Origin of the sequence: Bradyrhizobium sp. U87765 SZCCT0048 (genome assembly GCF_018131225.1) — a bacterium.
GTDB lineage: Bacteria > Pseudomonadota > Alphaproteobacteria > Rhizobiales > Xanthobacteraceae > Bradyrhizobium_A.
Genome location: NZ_JAFCMM010000004.1, coordinates 1 through 18,352, shown reverse-complemented (window position 1 = coordinate 18,352; position 18,352 = coordinate 1). Strand labels below are relative to the sequence as shown.

At 66.3% G+C, this 18,352-nt stretch carries 16 protein-coding genes and 1 pseudogene; 9 read left to right on the top strand and 8 right to left on the bottom strand.

Features of this window, described 5'->3' with window-relative positions; genetic code table 11:
- Nucleotides 1–42: 42 nt before the first annotated feature.
- Nucleotides 43–414, top strand: coding sequence for a hypothetical protein (locus JQ639_RS22805; protein ID WP_211967904.1), 372 nt, complete (start codon nucleotides 43–45; stop codon nucleotides 412–414).
- Between the two features lie 100 nt (nucleotides 415–514).
- Here JQ639_RS22805 and leuB read toward each other — a convergent pair whose 3' ends face one another.
- Nucleotides 515–1,627, bottom strand: a complete 1,113-nt coding sequence (gene leuB, locus JQ639_RS22800; RefSeq protein ID WP_211967905.1) for a 3-isopropylmalate dehydrogenase — start codon at nucleotides 1,625–1,627, stop codon at nucleotides 515–517.
- Nucleotides 1,628–1,773: 146 nt separating this feature from the next.
- On the opposite strand from leuB, the gene JQ639_RS22795 reads away from it, so the two are divergent.
- Nucleotides 1,774–2,961: a YbfB/YjiJ family MFS transporter gene (locus JQ639_RS22795; RefSeq protein WP_249123356.1), complete on the top strand. Its 1,188-nt coding sequence runs from the start codon at nucleotides 1,774–1,776 to the stop codon at nucleotides 2,959–2,961.
- A gap of 12 nt (nucleotides 2,962–2,973) precedes the next feature.
- On the opposite strand, the gene JQ639_RS22790 is transcribed toward JQ639_RS22795, so the two are convergent.
- The 6 genes from JQ639_RS22790 to JQ639_RS22765 all read right to left on the bottom strand — a co-directional run bounded on the left by JQ639_RS22790 (nucleotide 2,974) and on the right by JQ639_RS22765 (nucleotide 10,698).
- Nucleotides 2,974–6,132: a multidrug efflux RND transporter permease subunit gene (locus JQ639_RS22790; protein ID WP_211967906.1), complete on the bottom strand. Its 3,159-nt coding sequence runs from the start codon at nucleotides 6,130–6,132 to the stop codon at nucleotides 2,974–2,976.
- Between the two features lie 114 nt (nucleotides 6,133–6,246).
- Nucleotides 6,247–7,473: an efflux RND transporter periplasmic adaptor subunit gene (locus JQ639_RS22785; protein WP_211967907.1), complete on the bottom strand. Its 1,227-nt coding sequence runs from the start codon at nucleotides 7,471–7,473 to the stop codon at nucleotides 6,247–6,249.
- A 319-nt stretch (nucleotides 7,474–7,792) separates the two neighbouring features.
- Entirely contained in the window at nucleotides 7,793–8,302 is a 510-nt protein-coding gene (locus tag JQ639_RS22780; RefSeq protein WP_211967908.1) for a superoxide dismutase family protein, read from the bottom strand.
- A gap of 98 nt (nucleotides 8,303–8,400) precedes the next feature.
- Nucleotides 8,401–9,180 carry a molybdopterin-dependent oxidoreductase gene (locus JQ639_RS22775; RefSeq protein WP_211967909.1) on the bottom strand — a complete coding sequence of 260 codons (780 nt, stop codon included), beginning with the start codon at nucleotides 9,178–9,180 and terminating at the stop codon, nucleotides 8,401–8,403.
- Between the two features lie 10 nt (nucleotides 9,181–9,190).
- Nucleotides 9,191–9,862, bottom strand: a complete 672-nt coding sequence (locus JQ639_RS22770; RefSeq protein ID WP_211967910.1) for a cytochrome b/b6 domain-containing protein — start codon at nucleotides 9,860–9,862, stop codon at nucleotides 9,191–9,193.
- A gap of 245 nt (nucleotides 9,863–10,107) precedes the next feature.
- Nucleotides 10,108–10,698 (bottom strand): fasciclin domain-containing protein, encoded by a 591-nt coding sequence (locus tag JQ639_RS22765; protein ID WP_211967911.1) that lies wholly within the window; start codon nucleotides 10,696–10,698, stop codon nucleotides 10,108–10,110.
- A 264-nt stretch (nucleotides 10,699–10,962) separates the two neighbouring features.
- Here JQ639_RS22765 and JQ639_RS22760 point away from each other — a divergent pair, with 264 nt between their 5' ends.
- The 6 genes from JQ639_RS22760 to JQ639_RS22735 all read left to right on the top strand — a co-directional run bounded on the left by JQ639_RS22760 (nucleotide 10,963) and on the right by JQ639_RS22735 (nucleotide 16,929).
- A complete protein-coding gene (locus JQ639_RS22760) occupies nucleotides 10,963–12,495 on the top strand; it encodes a malonate--CoA ligase (RefSeq protein WP_211967912.1) in 1,533 nt (510 codons plus the stop codon).
- Nucleotides 12,496–12,918: 423 nt separating this feature from the next.
- Nucleotides 12,919–13,314, top strand: a complete 396-nt coding sequence (gene sdhC, locus JQ639_RS22755; protein WP_211967913.1) for a succinate dehydrogenase, cytochrome b556 subunit — start codon at nucleotides 12,919–12,921, stop codon at nucleotides 13,312–13,314.
- Nucleotides 13,311–13,715: a succinate dehydrogenase, hydrophobic membrane anchor protein gene (gene sdhD, locus JQ639_RS22750; RefSeq protein WP_211967914.1), complete on the top strand. Its 405-nt coding sequence runs from the start codon at nucleotides 13,311–13,313 to the stop codon at nucleotides 13,713–13,715. The genes sdhC and sdhD overlap by 4 nt, the downstream gene beginning before the upstream one ends.
- Before the next feature lie 4 nt (nucleotides 13,716–13,719).
- Complete coding sequence (sdhA, locus tag JQ639_RS22745) at nucleotides 13,720–15,543, top strand: succinate dehydrogenase flavoprotein subunit (RefSeq protein WP_211967915.1); 1,824 nt, start codon at nucleotides 13,720–13,722, stop codon at nucleotides 15,541–15,543.
- 69 nt (nucleotides 15,544–15,612) lie between these two features.
- Nucleotides 15,613–16,395: a succinate dehydrogenase iron-sulfur subunit gene (locus JQ639_RS22740; RefSeq protein WP_211967916.1), complete on the top strand. Its 783-nt coding sequence runs from the start codon at nucleotides 15,613–15,615 to the stop codon at nucleotides 16,393–16,395.
- A 150-nt stretch (nucleotides 16,396–16,545) separates the two neighbouring features.
- Nucleotides 16,546–16,929: a VOC family protein gene (locus tag JQ639_RS22735; RefSeq protein ID WP_211967917.1), complete on the top strand. Its 384-nt coding sequence runs from the start codon at nucleotides 16,546–16,548 to the stop codon at nucleotides 16,927–16,929.
- Nucleotides 16,930–16,945: 16 nt separating this feature from the next.
- On the opposite strand, the gene JQ639_RS22730 is transcribed toward JQ639_RS22735, so the two are convergent.
- Nucleotides 16,946–17,323 (bottom strand): MAPEG family protein, encoded by a 378-nt coding sequence (locus JQ639_RS22730; protein WP_211967918.1) that lies wholly within the window; start codon nucleotides 17,321–17,323, stop codon nucleotides 16,946–16,948.
- Between the two features lie 733 nt (nucleotides 17,324–18,056).
- Between JQ639_RS22730 and JQ639_RS22725 the strand changes: the two are divergent.
- Nucleotides 18,057–18,352 (top strand): annotated as a pseudogene (locus JQ639_RS22725) (OmpA family protein); the annotation flags it as partial.

Genomic DNA, 18,352 nt, shown 5'->3' with positions numbered 1-18,352 from the left:
CGGCTAAAATGCCGCCACATTCGGAATCCCGATGAGGACATGATGACTTTGAAATTCCTGAGCCGCTCCGCTTTGGGCATCGGCCTCGCCGCAGCCGTTGCCGCCACGGCGCTCGCGCCCATTCAGGCAGACGCGGCCACCAAGAAGCACCGCCAGACGGTGGTGAAGCGCTCATCGACCAGCTACTCCTACCAGGCCGGGCCGCGCACCCGTATCTATGTGAGCAAGCGCTCCTGGCTCGATGCCGGCACGGAAGTGCTGCCGGGCGAGCGCAAGTACAATGACTATGCCACCGGCGGTCCGAACAGCTTCGAGAACCTCGACCGGCTGAACTCGCACATGGACTTCCGCCGCTCGCCGCTCAGCACGCCGGCCGACGTCGGCGGCTATCCGACCGGCATCCCGCTGTACTGAGGGCCGGCAACGGCCCCGTCATCGGTCGAATGGATCCGAACGTAAAAATGCCCGGTGTGAGCCGGGCATTTTCTTTTGATAATCAACCGCTTGTTGATAATCACGCGTGCAGGGCCGCGAGCTCCTTGATGATCGCCTCGCCCATCTCGCTGGTCGAAACCAGGGTCGTACCCTCGGACTTGATGTCGCCGGTGCGCAGCCCCTTGGCCAGCACCGCGGCGATCGCCTGATCGAGCTTGTCGGCGAGATCGCCGAGGTCGAGCGAGTAGCGCAGCGCCATGCCGAACGAGGCCAGCATGGCGATCGGGTTGGCCGCGCCCTTGCCGGCGATGTCCGGCGCCGAACCGTGCACCGGCTCATACAGCGCCTTGCGCTTGCCGGTCTTGGCATCGACCTCGCCGAGCGAGGCCGACGGCAGCATGCCGAGCGAGCCCGTCAGCATCGCCGCGATATCCGACAGAAGATCGCCGAACAGGTTATCGGTGACGATGACGTCGAACTGCTTGGGATTGCGCACGAGCTGCATGGCGCCGGAATCGGCGAGCTGGTGCTCGAGCTGCACATCCTTGTACTCGCGCTGGTGCACCTGGGTGACGACTTCGTTCCAGAGCACGCCCGACTTCATGACGTTGCGCTTTTCCATCGAGGTCAGCTTGTTGCGGCGCTTGCGCGCGAGATCGAACGCGGCGCGGGCGATGCGCTCGATTTCGTAGGTGTCGTAGACCTGGGTGTCGATCGCGCGCTTCTGCCCGTTGCCGAGATCGGTGATGGTCTTCGGCTCGCCGAAATACACGCCGCCGGTCAGCTCGCGCACAATCATGATGTCGAGCCCCTCGACCACCTCGCGGCGCAGGCTCGAAGCCTCGGCCAGCGCCGGATAGCAGATCGCCGGACGCAGGTTGGCGAACAGGCCGAGATCCTTGCGCAGCCGCAGCAGGCCGGCCTCGGGCCGCACGTCGTAAGGCACGCTGTCCCACTTCGGACCGCCGACGGCGCCGAAGATCACCGCGTCGGAGGCCTGCGCCAGCGCCATGGTGGCGTCGGTGATCGACACCTTGTCGGCGTCATAGCTCGAACCGCCGACCAGCCCGGTTTCGGTGGTGAACGAGGCGATGCCCTGCGCGTTCAGCCAGTCGATCAGGCGTTTCACCTCCGCCATGACCTCCGGACCGATGCCGTCGCCGGGGAGAAGGAGCAGCTTGTGGGTCGCCATGGAATGCCTCGACTGATACCGGGTGGAACGGGAAAATCGCGGCCTTGCTAGAGCCCCGTTGCCCGATTTGCAAGACACCATTGTCGCAGGCCCGCTTGCGGAACCGGCCCGGCTCGCCTCCAATACGAGCGGGAGTTGACGCCGTGCTGGAAAAATCGCCGCTGACCGCGCTGCCGCATCCGGTGCGCGCCATCCTCGTGCTTGCGCTCGCGCCGGCCATCGGCCTCGGCATCGGCCGCTTCGCCTATTCGCTGGTGCTGCCGGACATGCGCGACAGCCTCGGCTGGAGCTATTCCGCCGCCGGCTTCATGAACACCATGAACGCCGCCGGCTATCTCGCCGGCGCGCTCGGAGCCGCCCGCTTCGCACGACGCACGGGGCTGTTCGGCGCAGCCTGGATCGGCACGGTCGCCTGCGTCATATCGCTGGCGCTGTGCGCGGTCAGCGCCAACTTTGCCGTGCTCAGCCTTGCGCGGCTGCTCGCCGGCGCGGGAGCTGCGATCTCCTTCGTCGGCGGCGGAGCGCTCGGCGCGGTGATCGCACAATCGCAGCCTTCGCGCGGCGCGCTGCTGCTGGGGTTGTTCTACACTGGCCCGGCGTTGGGCATCATGCTGTCGGGCCTCGTCGCACCGTTCCTGTTGCAGGGCTTCGGACCCGGCTCATGGTGGATCGTGTGGGCCGTGCTCGCTGCGATCTCGGCCGTGCTCGCCCTGGTGCTGCGGCTCAACCCGATCGATTCACCGCCACCGGCGGCGGGCGCGCATGTCATCCCCGTGGCGATCGCGCCGATCGTGATCTACCTCGCGGGGTATTTCTGCTTCGGCGCCGGCTACATCGCCTACATGACCTTCATGATCGCTTATGTCCGCGACCTCGGCGGCGGCGCGCTGGCGCAGAGCGCTTTCTGGTGTCTGATCGGCGGCGCCGCCTTCGCTTCGCCCTGGGTGTGGCGCGGCCTGCTGGCACGCGGCGCCAGCGGCATCAGCACTGCGATCCTGATCGGCATGACCATGATCGGCGCGGCGCTGCCGCTGATCTGGCATTCGCCGGTGATGCTGGCCGTGTCGGCACTGGTGTTCGGCAACGCGTTCTTCGCGGTGGTCTCCTCGACCACCGCATTCGTGCGCTTCAACTATCCACCCGATGCCTGGCCGAAGGCGATCGGCGTCGTCACCATCGCCTTCAGCCTCGGCCAGACGCTCGGGCCGATCGTCACCGGTGCGATCAGCGACATGGTCGGCAGCCTCGGCTCGGCTCTCACGGTGTCCGCCGCAACGCTCGCGGTCGGCGCGGTGGCGAGCGCTTTCCAGCGCCGGCTGACGCCGGCACCGTAACGCAGGCCGCGCTTACGCGCGGGCGCCGCGCAGGAAGCGCCACCAGCCGCGGCGCGGCTTCTCGGGCGCCATGTCGGCGCCGGGGCGGCCGAAGAACGACTGCACGGCGACGAAGAACACCGGCACCATCAGCAGCGCCAGGATCACCACCGCGATCATGCCGCCCATCACGCCGGTGCCGAGCGCCTGCTGGCTCTTGGCGCCGGCGCCGCTGGCGATGACCATCGGCAGCACGCCGCAGACGAAGGCGAGACCGGTCATCAGGATCGGCCGGAAACGCAGACGGCAGGCCTCGAGCGTCGCCTCGCGCAGCGGCCGGCCCTGCGCCCGCAGATCCTTGGCGAACTCGATGATCAGGATCGCGTCCTTGGCAGCGAGGCCGATGATGGTGACGAGGCCCACCGTGAAGTAGACGTCGTTGGGCAGGCCGCGCGACATCGCTGCGACCACCGCGCCGCAGATGCCGAGCGGAACGGTCATCAGCACCGCGAGCGGAATGGTCCAGCTCTCGTACAGCGCGGCGAGACACAGGAACACGACCAGCGCCGACAGCGCCAGCAGGAACGGCGCCTGGGCGCCCGACAGCTTCTCCTGCAGCGACTGCCCGGTCCACTCGTAGCCGAAGCCGCGCGGCAGCTTGGCGGCGAGCTTTTCCATCTCGGCGATGGCATCGCCCGACGTGAAGCCAGGCCGCGCCGAGCCGCTGATGCGCACCGACGGATAGTAGTTGAAGCCGATGATCTGCGTCGGGCCGACCGCCCACTTCACGGTCGCGAACGACGACAACGGCACCAGCTCGCCCCGCGTGTTGCGCACATGATAGGCGAGGATGTCATCCGGGTTCATGCGGCCGGCACTGTCCGACTGCACGATCACGCGCTGCATGCGGCCGCGGTTCGGAAAGTCATTGACGTAATTCGAGCCGAGGTTGGTCGAGATCGTCGCATTGATCTCGGCGAACGTGACGCCGAGCGCAGCGGCCTGCTCGCGGTCGATCGTCAACTGCACCAGCGGCGCCTCGGGCAGGCCTTCGGCGTAGACGTCCTGCAGAACCGGACTGCGTTTCGCCGCCGCCAGAAGGCTGTCCTTCGCCTGCATCAGTGCCGCATAGCCCTTCTGGCCGCGGTCCTGCAGACGGAAGCTGAAGCCCGACGAGTTGCCGAGGTTGTCGATCGGCGGCGGCTGCAACGCCGAGATCTTGGCGTCGCGGATCGAGGACAGCGACTTGTTGACGTCCTCGACGATCGCCGCGGCGGAATCCTTCGGCCCGCGCTCCGACCAGTCCTTGAGGCTGACGAAGGCCTGCGCGGTGTTCTGGCCCTGGCCGAGGAAACTGAAGCCGGTCAGGAAGGTGACGTTGTCGATGCCGGAGCGGGTCTTGAGATACTCCTCGACCTTCTGCACGGCGCTGGCGGTGCGGTTGAACGAGGATTCCGGCGGCGTCTGCACGTCGACGGTGAAAAAGCCCTGGTCGTCGATCGGCAGAAAGCCGCCGGGCAGGCGGACGAACGCCAGCGTCAGTCCCGCCAGCAGCGCGACATAGACCAGCATCAGCCGGCCGGTGCGCAGGATCGACCAGCCGACGATACGGCCATAGCCGTCCTTCACCGCATCGAGCTTGCGGTTGAACCAGCCGAACACCCCGCTGCGGGCGTGGCCGTGACCGGCCTCGACCGGCTTGAGCAGCGTGGCGCACAACGCCGGCGTCAGCGACAGCGCCATCAGCGCCGAGAAGCTGATCGCCGCGACAATGGTGACCGAGAACTGGCGGTAGATGATGCCGACGGAGCCGGGGAAGAACGCCATCGGCACGAACACCGCGACCAGCACCAGGGTGATGCCGATGATCGCGCTGGTGATCTGAGTCATCGCCTTGCGCGTTGCCTCGCGCGGCGACAGTCCCTCCTCGGCCATGATGCGTTCGACGTTCTCGACGACGACGATGGCGTCGTCGACCAGGATGCCGATCGCCAGCACCATGCCGAACATGGTCAGCATGTTGATGGAATAGCCGAACAGCAGCAGCGTCGTGCAGGTGCCGAGCAGCGCCACCGGCACCACGATGGTCGGAATGAGGGTGTAGCGGAAGTTCTGCAGGAACAGGAACATCACCACGAACACCAGCACCACCGCCTCGATCAGGGTCTGCACGACCTTGCTGATCGACGCTTTCACCACCGGCGTGATGTTGTAGGGAATGTCGTAGGTGATGTTGGCCGGGAAGAACTTCGACAGCTCATCCATCTTGGCCTGGACCGCGGTGGCGGTCGCCAGCGCGTTGCCGGTCGGCGCCAGCAGCACCGACAGGCCGGCGCTCGGCTTGCCGTCCTGGCGGGTGGTGAACTGGTAACCCATGCCGCCGACCTCGACGCGGGCGACGTCGCGCAGCCGCACCGTCGAGCCGTCGGGATTGGCGCGCAGCACGATGCCGCCGAACTCGTCGGGCGACGACAGCTGGCCCTTGACCAGCACCAGCGCGGAGATCTGCTGATCCCGGCGGCTCGGCTCGGCGCCGACGCTGCCGGATGCGACCTGGGCGTTCTGTGCGGTGATCGCCTTGGTGACGTCGTCCGAGGTCAGGTTGTAGCCGACGAGCTTGCCAGGATCGATCCAGATGCGCAGCGAGCGCTCGGTCGAATACAGCGTGGCGCGGCCGACGCCGGGAATGCGGCGGATTTCGCCGAGCACGTTTCGGATCATGAAGTCGCCGAGGCCGACTTCGTCGAGGCTGCCGTCAGTCGACTGCAGGGTGATGATCTGCAGCACCGCGCTGGAGGCCTCCTCCACCAGGATGCCCTGCTGGATGACGGCACGCGGCAGGCGCGCCTCGACACGCTTGATGCGATTCTGCACCTCGACCGAGGCGAGACTCGAATCGGTACCCGGCACGAAGTTGGCGGTGATTTCGACCTGTCCCAGCGAGTCGCTGGTCGATTCGAAGTTCATGATGCCGGACGCGCCGTTGAGTTCCTCCTCGATCAGCCGCGTCACGCTGTTGTAGAGCTCTTCCGGCGAGGCGCCGGGATAGCTGGTGGAGACGGATATCGAGGGCGGCGCGATGATCGGATACTGCGCGACCGCCAGGAACGGAATCGAAATGGCGCCGATCAGACAGATGAACAGCGCGACCACCCAGGCGAAGATCGGGCGGTCGATGAAAAACGCGGGCATGGACAGGTCCCTCGGAACCGGAAAAACAATGTTGACGTCGGATCATTTTGGCCGCGGACACGCCACGGCGCGCCGGACGCAACCTGCGCCCGGCGGACACATCAGCTTCAGTTCTCAGTCCAGCTTGGCCCGCGCCGGCGCCGGCGGTTGCGGATGCTCGGCCGACGCGGCCCGATGCGGCCCATCGGCGGACGCGCCGGCATCCTTCCACGCGGACGGATTGACGACGTCGCCGGCCGCGAACTTCTGGAACCCTTCGACCACGACCCGCTGACCGGGTTCGAGCCCCTCGGTGATCAGCAGCTGACCTTCGACCAGATTGCCTGTGCGCACCGGTTGGGCGATCACGCGGTTGTCGTCCTTGACGACATAGACCTCGCTGCCGCCGGCGCTGTTGCGCTGGATTGCCTGCGGCGGCACCGAAATCGCGTCGGGATCGCGCCCCTGTTCGATCTGCACACGGACATACATGCCCGGCAGCAGTTCCTGCTTGGGATTGCTGAACTCGCCGCGCAGCGTCACCTGGCCGGTGTTGGCGTCGACCTTGGCATCGGAGAACAGAAGCTTGCCGTCGAGGGGATAAGCCGAGCCGTCGTCGAGTATCAGGCGGACCTTGGCGGCGCCCGGCGCGATACGGTCGAGATCGCCGCGCTCGAAATCACGGCGCAGGCGGTTCATCTCGCTGACCGACTGGGTGAAGTCGGCATAGACCGAATCGAGCTGCTGGATGGTGGCGAGGCTCGCGGCCTCGTTCTGCACCACCAGCGCGCCTTCGCTGAGCAGCGCGGCGCCGATGATGCCGCTGATCGGCGCGCGAATGGTGGCGTAGCCGAGATTGAGGCGCGCACGGGCCACATCGGCGTTGCGCGCCGCGATGTCCGCTTCGGCCTGGCGCAGGGACGCGATCGCCGTCTCGTTGGTCGCCTGCGAAGCGGCCTGCGTCGTCGCCAGGATGGCGATGCGGTGCGCGTGCTGGGCCGCCTGTTCCTTGACCGCGTCCGCCTTGGCGAGCGCGGCCTCGGCGGCCTGCAGCTCGACCTCGAACGGCTTGGGATCGATCTGGTACAGCGCGTCGCCGGCGGTGACGCGGCTGCCCTGCTGGAACGTGCGCTCGACGATGATGCCGGACACGCGCGGGCGCACCTCGGCGACACGCAGCGGCGCGATGCGGCCCGGCAGCTCGCGGATGATGGCGCGCGGCGACGCCTTGATGGTGACGACGCTGACGTCCGGCGGTGCGGGCGGCGGCGCCGACGCCACGCTGGCGTCGTTGCACCCCGCAAGCAGCACGGCAGCGCCAAGCAGCAACAGGGACGGAACAACGGGCGAGCGTCGGAGCATTCCTCGAGACCTTGTGATCGGAAGCGGCGGAGCGGCCGCGGGCGCATCAACCGCAGTTGATTCTGAACAATCGTTCATCGCCCTACAGTGACGTGTGGCCTTTTGCGTCGCAACATCACGAGCCGGCGACGTGATGTCGCGCGCGCTTAACCGGCTCTGTCGCAAGGTTTTTCCCGCATGTTCCAGCGCTCACGATTCCGTTAGCGCAGTGGAACCCGACGCGTCGTGCAAACAACTGCGTTGTCGTGTCGCAGACGACTGCGGCAGCCGGACGCACTGGCCGACTGCCACACGATGCGTGTCCGCGAAGCGCCCGCGTCTATTCGACGACGGCGCAAGCGATGCGTCCGCCGGCATTGCCGGTCGGATCGGTCTTGTAGTCGTCGGCGGCGGCATGGATGACGAATGCCGTGCCGTCGGGCTTGTAGAGCGAGTTCGGCTTGCCCTTGTCGAGTGTCACCGCAGTGTTGACGACTTCGACCGCGACATCGCCGGATGCCGGCACGATCAGGTTCGGCATGTCGCCGGCATGATGACCTTCGGCCGACATCATGCCGTGCTTCCTGTTGTCGGGATTGAAATGCCCGCCCGCGGTGGTGAAAGGCGGCTCGCACTTGCCGACCGCATGAACATGGAATGCATGCTCGCCCGGCGGCAGGCCCCTGGCGGTGAGTTTGACCAGCACGCCGTCGGACACCTGGGCGAGATCGAGCGAGCCGATGGCTGCCCCCTCGGCGTTCTTCAACGTGGCCTTGGCCGACTGGGCGGCGGCACCGCCGATGGACAGGATCGCCACCACGGCGGTGGCGAGGAAGGCACGAACGATCATGAGGACCTCGTGGAATGATGGGCGAGGCGCAAACGCTAGCACGGCCACGCCGGCCATGCTGCGCAAATCGGCAAGGGCGCGCGTGAGCCTGTTGCGCCTCAGCTGCCGCTGAACGCGTTGTAGCCCTGGTCTTCCCAGTAGCCGCCCTTATAGTCGTTGGTGACTTCCATGCCGACGACGTATTTCGGATTCTTGAAGCCGAGCTTGGTCGGCACCCGGATCTTCATCGGATAGCCGTACGCGCGCGGCAGGATATCGTCGCCATAGCGGAAGGTCATCTGGGTTTGCGGATGCAGCGCCGTCGGCATGTCGAGCGTGCTGGTATACCCCTCGGCACAGCGGAACCAGCAGTACTTCGCGCGGGTGTCTGCGCCGACCAGCTTGAGAAAGTCGCGCAGCGGCGTTCCGGTCCAGCTGCCGATCGCGCTCCAGCCTTCGACGCAGATGTGACGCGTGACCTGCTTGACCTGCGGCAGCGCGTGGAGCTCATCGAGCGTCCACGCCTTCTTGTTGTCGACGAGGCCCGTGACCTCGAAGCGATAGTCCTTGCCGTCGACATCGGGCGCGTCGTCGAGCGAATAGTAGGCGTTGAACGGAAACGGCTTGGTGATCGCGCTGTCGGGATAGGTCGGCGCCAGCGTCGCGGGATTGAACAGCGCGGCCTGCACCGCATCGTTGAACTTCGACACCTGCGCTAGCAGCGCCTCGGCGGAATCGCTGTCGACGACATTGCAGCCGGTGAGCAGCGTCAGCGCGCCGAAGCTGGCGCCGCCGGCAATGAAGCGCCGCCGCGACAGCTCCGGCATCAGCTTTGTCGCGTCGCGCACCAGCAGCGATGTGTCGACGCCGGGAATGATCAGTTCGCGGAGCTTCTTCATGGCGCCCTCCTCAGCGGCCGATGATCATGGCGCGCAGGCTCTTCGGCACGAGCAACGCCAGCGCCACATGCACGACGAGGAAAGCGACGATCGCTGCCATGCAGAAGAAGTGGACATATCGTGCGGTGTCGTAGCCGCCGAACAGCGCGGTCAACCATTGCAGTTGCACCGGCTTCCAGATCGACAGGCCCGATAGTACGATGACAATACCGACGAGGATGATGCCGCCATAGAGCAGCTTCTGGACCTGATTGTAGGTCGAGAGATCGGCGTGCGACAGACGGCCGGTCAATGCAGCGCGGGTATCCGCAAGCACGCCACCGGGGCTCAGCGGCAACAACTTGCGACGGAAGCGACCGGTGACAAGACCCGTGACCAGATAGATCAGGCCGTTGATCATCAGCAGCCACATCGCCGCGAAATGCCAAAGCAGCGCGCCGCCGAGCCAGCCGCCGAGCGTGATGGTGCGAGAGAAGGTGAAATCGAACAGCGGCGAGGCATTGTAGACCTGCCAGCCGGACATGATCATCAGGATCACGGCAAGGGCATTGATCCAGTGCATGATCCGCACCCAGCCGGGCTGGATCACCTTCACCGGCGCCGAGGCAGCATGACCATGATCGGCGTCGCTGCGTTCGGTCGCAAGGCTCGACGTGACGCTGGACGACGTAACGCTGGGCATGGACAAATCTCCTGAAGACCTTCGGTCGCTCGCTTCCGTCTGTGCCCATTACGGCGCGTGGCCGGCATTGTTACGCGGCGCCGGCACAAAAGTGGAGCCCGACCGCAGCAATGGCGGTCATAGCCGCGGCGCGTGCGATCAGATTCTCGTGAGCGGTGATCCCGAAAGCCGGCGAGCCGGGGCGGACCGGCTCGCCGCTGCGCCGGACGGACGGTGGAAGCACCGTCCGGCACAGAACCATGACGTCAGCCCGGCAGCAGCACGGTGTCGACGACATGGATGACGCCGTTCGACTGCAGCACATCCGGGATGGTGACCATCGCGGTGCCGCCCTTGGCGTCGGTAACCGACAGCTTGCCGGCCTCCGGCTGCTTGACGGTGAGCTCGTCGCCCTCGACCGTCTTGAACTTCGCCGTGCCACCGCCGTCCTTCACCGCCTTCATCAGCGCGGCCGCGGTGAGCCGTCCCGGCACCACATGATAGGTCAGCACTGCGGTCAGCTTCGGCTTGTTCTCCGGCTTCAGCAGGGTATCGACGGTGCCGGCCGGCAGCTTGGTGAACGCCGCATTGGTCGGAGCGAACACCGTGAACGGCCCGGCGCCCTCGAGCGTCGGCACCAGCCCAGCCGCCTTCACCGCGGCCACCAGCGTGGTGTGATCCTTCGAGTTGACGGCGTTCTGAACGATGTTCTTGGACGGATACATCGGCGCGCCGCCGACATTCACGGTTTTCTCGCCGGACATCTTGTCCTGCGCCACCACCGGCGCGGAGGCCAGCAGCGCTCCGACGGCGACAGCCGACAACATGACGGCGAGGCTGGAAGTGAACTTGGACATATTGAAACTCCCGATGGACGAGGGGCGGACGATCCGCCCGTGATGGACGTTCGGCGACGAGGCGCTCGGTCGAGCCGTTGCCTGCGCCGATAACGGATCTACGAGCCGTGCCCGGGCCGGTTTCGGGAATATTTTTGTGCGACGGCTGAAACTTTTCGCGGCCGACGCCGTCCGCCCGCGCGCTTGATCTTGCTGGACAAATGCGCGATGAAACCTGTCTCGCCTGCCATGTCAGGATCCGCCCGAATGCGAGATGCTTGAACCATGACCGCCAACCTGTTTTCGCGCCTGTTCGACGATGTGAAGAACGATGCAAAGGCCTCGGACCGGCTGGCGATCGAGACACCCGACGGCGGACGCATCAGCTATGGCGACCTGATCGAGCGGTCGGGCCGCGCTGCCAATTACCTGGTGTCGCGCGGCGTCAAGGTTGGGGACCGCGTCGCGGTGCAGGTCGACAAGTCGGTCGAAGCGCTCGTGCTCTATCTGGCCACGGTGCGTGCCGGCGCTGTGTTCCTGCCGCTCAACACGGCCTACACCCTCAACGAAATCGAGTACTTCGTCGGCGACGCCGAGCCATCGCTGATCGTCTGTGATCCGGCCAGGGCCGATGGCATCGGCGAACTGGCGAAGCGCGTCGGCGCCGGGGTCGACACGCTGGATGCGGCCGGCCATGGCAGCCTCGCCGATGGCGCCGCCCGCCAGGATGCGGCGTTCGCCACCGTCGCGCGCGGCGGTGATGATCTGGCCGCCATTCTCTATACGTCCGGCACCACCGGCCGTTCCAAGGGCGCGATGCTCAGCCACGACAACCTGGCGTCGAACTCGCAGACCCTCGTCGACACCTGGCGCTTCACCGACCGCGACGTGCTGATTCACGCCCTGCCGATCTATCACACTCACGGCCTGTTCGTGGCCAGCAATGTGACGCTGTTCGCGCGCGCATCGATGATCTTCCTGAGCAAGTTCGACCCCAACCAGGTGATCGACCTGATGGCGCGCGCCACCGTGCTGATGGGCGTGCCGACCTTCTATACCCGCCTGCTGCAGAACCCGCGGTTGTCGCGCGACACCACCAGCCACATGCGGCTGTTCATTTCCGGCTCGGCGCCGCTGCTCGCCGACACCCACCGCGAGTGGTCGGCGCGCACCGGCCATGCCGTGCTCGAGCGCTATGGCATGACCGAAACCAACATGAACACTTCGAACCCCTACGATGGCGACCGCGTGCCTGGCGCCGTCGGCCTGCCGCTGCCCGGCGTGTCCGCGCGCGTCACCGATCCGGACAGCGGCAAGGAGCTGGCACGCGACGAGATCGGCATGATCGAGGTCAAGGGCCCGAACGTGTTCAAGGGCTACTGGCGCATGCCGGAGAAGACCAGGTCCGAGTTCCGGCCCGACGGATTTTTCATCACCGGCGACCTCGGCAAGATCGACGCCAGGGGCTACGTCCATATTCTCGGTCGCGGCAAGGATCTCGTGATTTCCGGCGGCTTCAACGTCTACCCGAAGGAAGTCGAAAGCGAGATCGACGCCATTCCGGGCGTGGTCGAGAGCGCGGTGATCGGCGTGCCCCATGCCGATTTCGGCGAAGGTGTCACCGCCGTTGTCGTGTCCGACAAGGCTGCGTCCCTCAGCGAGGACGCCGTCCTGCACGCGCTCGACGGCCGCCTCGCCAAGTTCAAGATGCCCAAGCGGGTGATCTTCGTCGACGACCTTCCCCGCAACACCATGGGCAAGGTCCAGAAAAACGTGCTCCGCGACACCTACGCCGCGCTCTACGCCAAGGCAAAGTAAGGGCCAGAGCAAAGGCACCGCCGGCATCTGCCGGACGGCTTCGGCCTTGTCCCGCCCCTTGTGGTTCGCTGCGGGCGCCGGGAGCCTTCGGACCAGCCGAAGGCCGCCAGCGGATACTCCGGATTGCGGGATGGCAGCCCGCCGCGCATGGTGGCGCGGCGTGTCCCTGCCGCCTGCGGGGCGCGCGCCGTCGCATGACTGATGCGCAGGTGAATCATGCTTCAGAGCTCGCGCTCCATCGACATCGCCGGCCAGCAAAAACCGCTGGTATACCAGAGCCGCGCAAGCTCTGAATGCGCATTCGAGCCATGGTCACTTCTGCATTGCGCTCAATGTTGTGACTCCGTAAATAGAATTGCTCTATCCAGCCGCCCGCAGCGCCGCCGATTTATGGCCGTGACCTGCAACCCGTAAAAGACATCGATGACCGTCCAAACAAATCGTCCGCTTTCGCCGTTCCTCACGTATCGCTGGACGCTGACGATGGCCTTGTCCATCGTGCATCGCATCACCGGCGTCGCGCTGTATGTCGGCACGCTGCTGATGGCGTGGTGGCTGATCGCCACCGCCTCCGGTCCGACCTCCTACGCCTACATCCAGGGCTTCACGACGAGCTGGATCGGCCGTCTGATCCTGTTCGGCTACACCTGGGCGCTCCTGCACCACATGCTCGGCGGCATCCGTCACTTCGTCTGGGATCTCGGCTACGGCTTCGGCCCGACCGAACGCGAGTGGCTGGCCCGCGCCACGCTGATCGGCTCGATCACGCTGACGCTGGCGATCTGGATCATCGCCTATGCCGTCGGAGGTGCACGATGAGCGATAACAAGACGTTCGCCCGGTCGATTCGCACGCCGTTGGCCCGCGTCCGCGGCCTCGGCGCCGCCCACAGCGGCACCAGCGACTTCTTTCGCCAGCGGCTGACCGCCCTCGCCCTGCTGCTGCTGTTCATCCCGGTCGTCCTGATCATCCTGACCCTGCTCGGCCGCAACCATGCCGCGGCGGCGCAGATCCTGGGCTCGCCGCTGATCGCGATCATCATGATCCTCTTCATCATCGCCAGCACCTGGCACATGAAGATCGGCATGCAGGTCGTCATCGAGGACTACGTGCAGGACGAGAGGCTCAAGCTCGTCGCTGTCATCGCCAACACCTTCTTCGCGGCCGCGGTCGGGCTCGCCTCGATCTACGCCATCGTCAAACTGTCATCTGGAGTGTAGCGCAATGGCCGCCAACGGCATCGGCGCTCCGGCCACCAACGGCCACGCCTACCCCATCGAAGATCACACCTACGACGTCGTCGTCGTTGGCGCCGGCGGCGCCGGCCTGCGCGCCGTGGTCGGCTGCAGCGAGGCTGGCCTGCGTACGGCCTGCATCACCAAGGTGTTCCCGACGCGCTCGCACACCGTCGCGGCCCAGGGCGGCATTTCCGCCTCGCTCGGCAACATGCACAAGGACGACTGGCGCTGGCACATGTACGACACCGTCAAGGGGTCGGACTGGCTCGGCGACCAGGACTCGATCGAATACCTCGTGCGCAATGCGCCGGACGCGGTCTACGAACTCGAGCACTGGGGCGTGCCGTTCTCGCGCACCGAAGACGGCAAGATCTACCAGCGCCCGTTCGGCGGCATGACCATCGACTACGGCAAGAGCCAGGCGCAGCGCACCTGCGCCGCCGCCGACCGCACCGGCCACGCCATGCTGCACACGATGTACGGCCAGGCCCTGCGCCACTCGGCCGAGTTCTACATCGAGTTCTTCGCGATCGACCTGATCATGGACGACCAGGGCGTCTGCCGCGGCGTCATCGCGCTCAAGCTCGACGACGGCACGCTGCATCGCTTCCGCGCCCAGACCACCATCCTGGCGACCGGCGGCTACGGCCGCGCCTACGCGTCTTGCACCTCGGCGCACACCTGCACCGGCGACGGCAACGCCATGGCGCTGCGCGTCGGCCTGCCGCTGCAGGACATGGAGTTCGTCCAGTTCCACCCGACCGGCATCTACGGTTCGGGCTGCCTCGTCACCGAGGGCGCCCGCGGTGAGGGCGGTTATCTCGTCAATTCCGAAGGCGAGCGCTTCATGGAGCGCTATGCGCCGTCCGCCAAGGACCTCGCCTCGCGCGACGTCGTCTCCCGCGCGATGACCATCGAGATCCGCGAGGGCCGCGGCGTCGGCAAGAACAAGGACCACATCTTCCTGCACCTCGATCATCTCGATCCGAAGGTGCTGCACGAGCGCCTGCCGGGCATCTCGGAGTCGGCGAAGATCTTCGCCAACGTCGACGTCACCCGCCAGCCGATCCCGATCGTGCCGACCGTGCATTACAACATGGGCGGCATCCCCACGAACTTCCACGCCGAAGTCGTCACCAAGAAGGACGGCGACGACAACGCGGTGGTGCCCGGCCTGATGGCGGTGGGCGAAGCGGCCTGCGTGTCGGTCCACGGCGCCAACCGTCTCGGCTCCAACTCGCTGATCGACCTCGTGGTGTTCGGCCGCGCCGCGGCGCTGCGCTGCGCCGAGAAGCTGACGCCGAACGCCAAGCAGCCCGACCTGCCGGCGAACTCGGCCGATCTCGCGCTCGGCCGCCTCGACCGCTTCCGCAATGCCTCCGGCGACACGCCGACCGCGCACCTGCGCGCCAACATGCAGAAGGTGATGCAGACCAACTGCGCCGTGTTCCGCACCGGCGAGGTGCTGCACGAAGGCCAGGATCTGATTCACAAGGTGCACGGCGGCGTCGGCGACATCGGCGTCAGCGATCGCTCGCTGGTGTGGAATTCGGACCTCGTCGAGACGCTGGAGTTCGACAACCTGATCTCGCAGGCCGTCGTCACCATGGACTCCGCCGCCAACCGCACCGAAAGCCGCGGCGCCCATGCCCGCGAGGACTTCTCGGAGCGCGACGACAAGACCTGGATGAAGCATACGCTGGCGTGGATCGACGATCGCGGCAACACCACGATCAACTACCGTCCGGTCCACGACTACACCATGACCAACGACGTGCAGTACATCCCGCCGAAGGCCCGCGTCTACTGAGACGCGGACTGCACGGCGCCATCGACATCAGACCACCACCACGGACGGCTCGCAAAAGGCTCGAGATCAATGGTTGAATTCACCCTTCCCAAAAACTCGAAGATCACAGGCGGCAAGACCTGGCCGAAGCCGACCACCACCGGCGAGCTGCGCGAGTTCAAGATCTATCGCTGGAATCCGGACGACGGAAAGAACCCGAGCATCGACACCTATTATGTCGATACGTCCGACTGCGGCCCGATGGTTCTGGACGGCCTGATCTGGATCAAGAACAACATCGATCCGACGCTGACCTTCCGTCGCTCCTGCCGCGAGGGCGTGTGCGGCTCGTGCGCCATGAACATCGACGGCCAGAACACGCTGGCCTGCACCAAGTCGATGCACGACGTGGACACCGGCGCCGTCGATGTCAAGCCGCTGCCGCACCAGCCGGTGGTCAAGGACCTCGTCCCCGACCTTACCAACTTCTACGCCCAGTACGCCTCGATCGAGCCGTGGTTGCACACCGTCAGCCCGACGCCGCAGAAGGAGTGGAAGCAGTCCCAGGAAGACCGCCAGAAGCTTGACGGCCTCTACGAGTGCATCCTCTGCGCCTGCTGCTCGACGTCGTGCCCGAGCTACTGGTGGAACAGCGACCGCTTCCTCGGCCCGGCCGCGCTGCTGCAGGCCAGCCGCTGGGTCAACGACAGCCGCGACGAGGCCACCGGCGAGCGTCTCGACAATCTCGAGGACCCGTTCCGCCTCTATCGCTGCCACACCATCCTGAACTGCGCCAAGGCGTGCCCGAAGGGTCTCAACCCGTCCGAGGCCATCGCCGACCTCAAGCTCAAGATGGTCGAGCGCCAGATCTGATCCTGGCCGTCCAGCCGACGGACCCGAACAAGCGGCGAGGCCCATGGCCCCGCCGCTTTTTCATTGCGGCCAGAGACGCGGGGCGGGCTTGCCGCCCGCGCCGGTTTGGCTACGTTCGCGCTGTCCGCTCACACTCTCCGCGAGGTCGTGATGATCGATCATATCGGGTTTCCGGTTTCCGACTATTCACGCGCGAAGGCGTTCTACACCGCGGCGCTGGCGCCGCTCGGCTACACGCTCGTGATGGAGGTGCAGCAGCACGACAACGACGCGCCCGCCGCCGGCTTCGGCCGGGACGGCAAGCCCGACCTCTGGATCGGCGGCGAAGGCGGCATGAACAAGCCGCTGCATGTCGCGATCGCCGCGGCGAATCGCGCCAGCGTCGACGCGTTCCACCGCGCCGCTCTTGCTGCCGGCGGCCGCGACAATGGCGCGCCCGGGCTGCGGCCGCATTACCACGCCAACTACTACGGCGCCTTCGTGCGCGATCCGGACGGCCACAACATCGAGGCGGTGTGCCACGCGCCGGCGTGACCGCCGCTACGATCGGTCAGCGGAACGCCGGCAGCACGAAAATCGCGATATTGACCAGCAGCGCCAGGGCGAACACCGACGATCGCGCCGCTGGCCGGTCGGCGATGTACAGCAGCGCGTGCGCAGCACGCAACACGACGTAGAGCGCGGCGAGGGCGTTTACGGCAGTGAGCGATGCGCCCTGGGTCACCGCGATGATGACGGCCGCGGCGAAGATCGGAAAGTTCTCGAAGGCGTTGAGGTGAGCCGCATAGGCGCGCCGCCGCTGCGGCGACAGCCGCTCGACGCTGTCGCGCGGATCGTGGTTGTCGTCGCCGGTGCCGGCCTTCGCGGCCACGACGATCACGAACGGCATCACGGCCGCGACCAGCACGCACCAGTAGGCGAACGGCATCAGACGAATCTCCCGGGCTCTCCGCGCCGACTATGCGCGCTTCCTGAGGAACATCCAGCGCTGGCTGCCGTTGCCCCCGCAATCGGCGGCAGTTTCCGGGAGTGCAATCATGGCGACGACCAGCCCTGCGAGAGACATGACGCGGCCATCACGGCTGCGAAAGCCCCTCCGCGCCACCGCGATCATGCCACTCACGTTGACGCCGCCTTCGCAGCGCGAGATTTCCGCGCACGCCATCGGCGTGCAGAGCGCGTGGTGGCATGGCGCCCAACGCGTCCAGCAAAGAGACCTCCGCCGTCGGGAGCGGGAGGGCCGGGCAACGGCACCCGATCCAGCGCCGCCTCCGTCACCGAAGGTCGATCCGCCCGAGGTGCCGCCGGCGACACCGGGCACGCCGGCAGAACCACCATCACCACCGGAGCAGCCGCCGGGCAACCCGCGTCCGGAGATTCCACCGGTGATCGACGATCCTGCTGAACCTGATCAACCGAAGGAGTTTCCGCCGCCGCGTCCCGATGTCACATCTCCGACGCCACAACAGCCCCCAACCCTGTTCGTGTGAACACATGCTGAATGGTTTCACGCCATGGCGAAACATCGGAAAAATAAACTGGCGCCGCCTTTCGGCGGTCGCCACAATCCGGCCTAATGATTAGTCGTTGATTGTTGCAGCCGAACCACATCGGCAAACCGAATCGTTTTTGTCAGACCTGTTTCCGGGACAAAACCCCACATGAAAACACTTCGTCTTGCGCTGCTCGCCACTACGGCGATGTCGATCGTGCCCATCGCCACGACGCTGGTGCACGCACAGACCGCGCCGATGATCGTTGCGCAACAGCAAGCCCCCGAGGGCGAGAAGAAGCCAGGCCCCGGCGAGCCGCCGAAGGCGCCGCCCAAGGCCGCGCCGCCTGCAGCACACCCTGCGCCGCCGCCACCGCCCCCACCCGCCGCGCATCCGCCGGCGCCGCCAGCCGCAGCGCCTCATCCCGCGCCTCCGCCGCCAGCGGCCGCGCCGCACCCCGCGCC

Excerpts from the sequence above, each read along its gene's own strand:
- JQ639_RS22805 (WP_211967904.1), top strand. The coding sequence starts at position 43 with ATGACTTTGAAATTCCTGAGCCGCTCCGCTTTGGGCATCGGCCTCGCC.
- leuB (WP_211967905.1), bottom strand. The coding sequence starts at position 1,627 with ATGGCGACCCACAAGCTGCTCCTTCTCCCCGGCGACGGCATCGGTCCG.
- JQ639_RS22790 (WP_211967906.1), bottom strand. The coding sequence starts at position 6,132 with ATGCCCGCGTTTTTCATCGACCGCCCGATCTTCGCCTGGGTGGTCGCG.
- JQ639_RS22785 (WP_211967907.1), bottom strand. The coding sequence starts at position 7,473 with ATGCTCCGACGCTCGCCCGTTGTTCCGTCCCTGTTGCTGCTTGGCGCT.
- JQ639_RS22780 (WP_211967908.1), bottom strand. The coding sequence starts at position 8,302 with ATGATCGTTCGTGCCTTCCTCGCCACCGCCGTGGTGGCGATCCTGTCC.
- JQ639_RS22775 (WP_211967909.1), bottom strand. The coding sequence starts at position 9,180 with ATGAAGAAGCTCCGCGAACTGATCATTCCCGGCGTCGACACATCGCTG.
- JQ639_RS22770 (WP_211967910.1), bottom strand. The coding sequence starts at position 9,862 with ATGCCCAGCGTTACGTCGTCCAGCGTCACGTCGAGCCTTGCGACCGAA.
- JQ639_RS22765 (WP_211967911.1), bottom strand. The coding sequence starts at position 10,698 with ATGTCCAAGTTCACTTCCAGCCTCGCCGTCATGTTGTCGGCTGTCGCC.
- JQ639_RS22760 (WP_211967912.1), top strand. The coding sequence starts at position 10,963 with ATGACCGCCAACCTGTTTTCGCGCCTGTTCGACGATGTGAAGAACGAT.
- sdhC (WP_211967913.1), top strand. The coding sequence starts at position 12,919 with ATGACCGTCCAAACAAATCGTCCGCTTTCGCCGTTCCTCACGTATCGC.
- sdhD (WP_211967914.1), top strand. The coding sequence starts at position 13,311 with ATGAGCGATAACAAGACGTTCGCCCGGTCGATTCGCACGCCGTTGGCC.
- sdhA (WP_211967915.1), top strand. The coding sequence starts at position 13,720 with ATGGCCGCCAACGGCATCGGCGCTCCGGCCACCAACGGCCACGCCTAC.
- JQ639_RS22740 (WP_211967916.1), top strand. The coding sequence starts at position 15,613 with ATGGTTGAATTCACCCTTCCCAAAAACTCGAAGATCACAGGCGGCAAG.
- JQ639_RS22735 (WP_211967917.1), top strand. The coding sequence starts at position 16,546 with ATGATCGATCATATCGGGTTTCCGGTTTCCGACTATTCACGCGCGAAG.
- JQ639_RS22730 (WP_211967918.1), bottom strand. The coding sequence starts at position 17,323 with ATGCCGTTCGCCTACTGGTGCGTGCTGGTCGCGGCCGTGATGCCGTTC.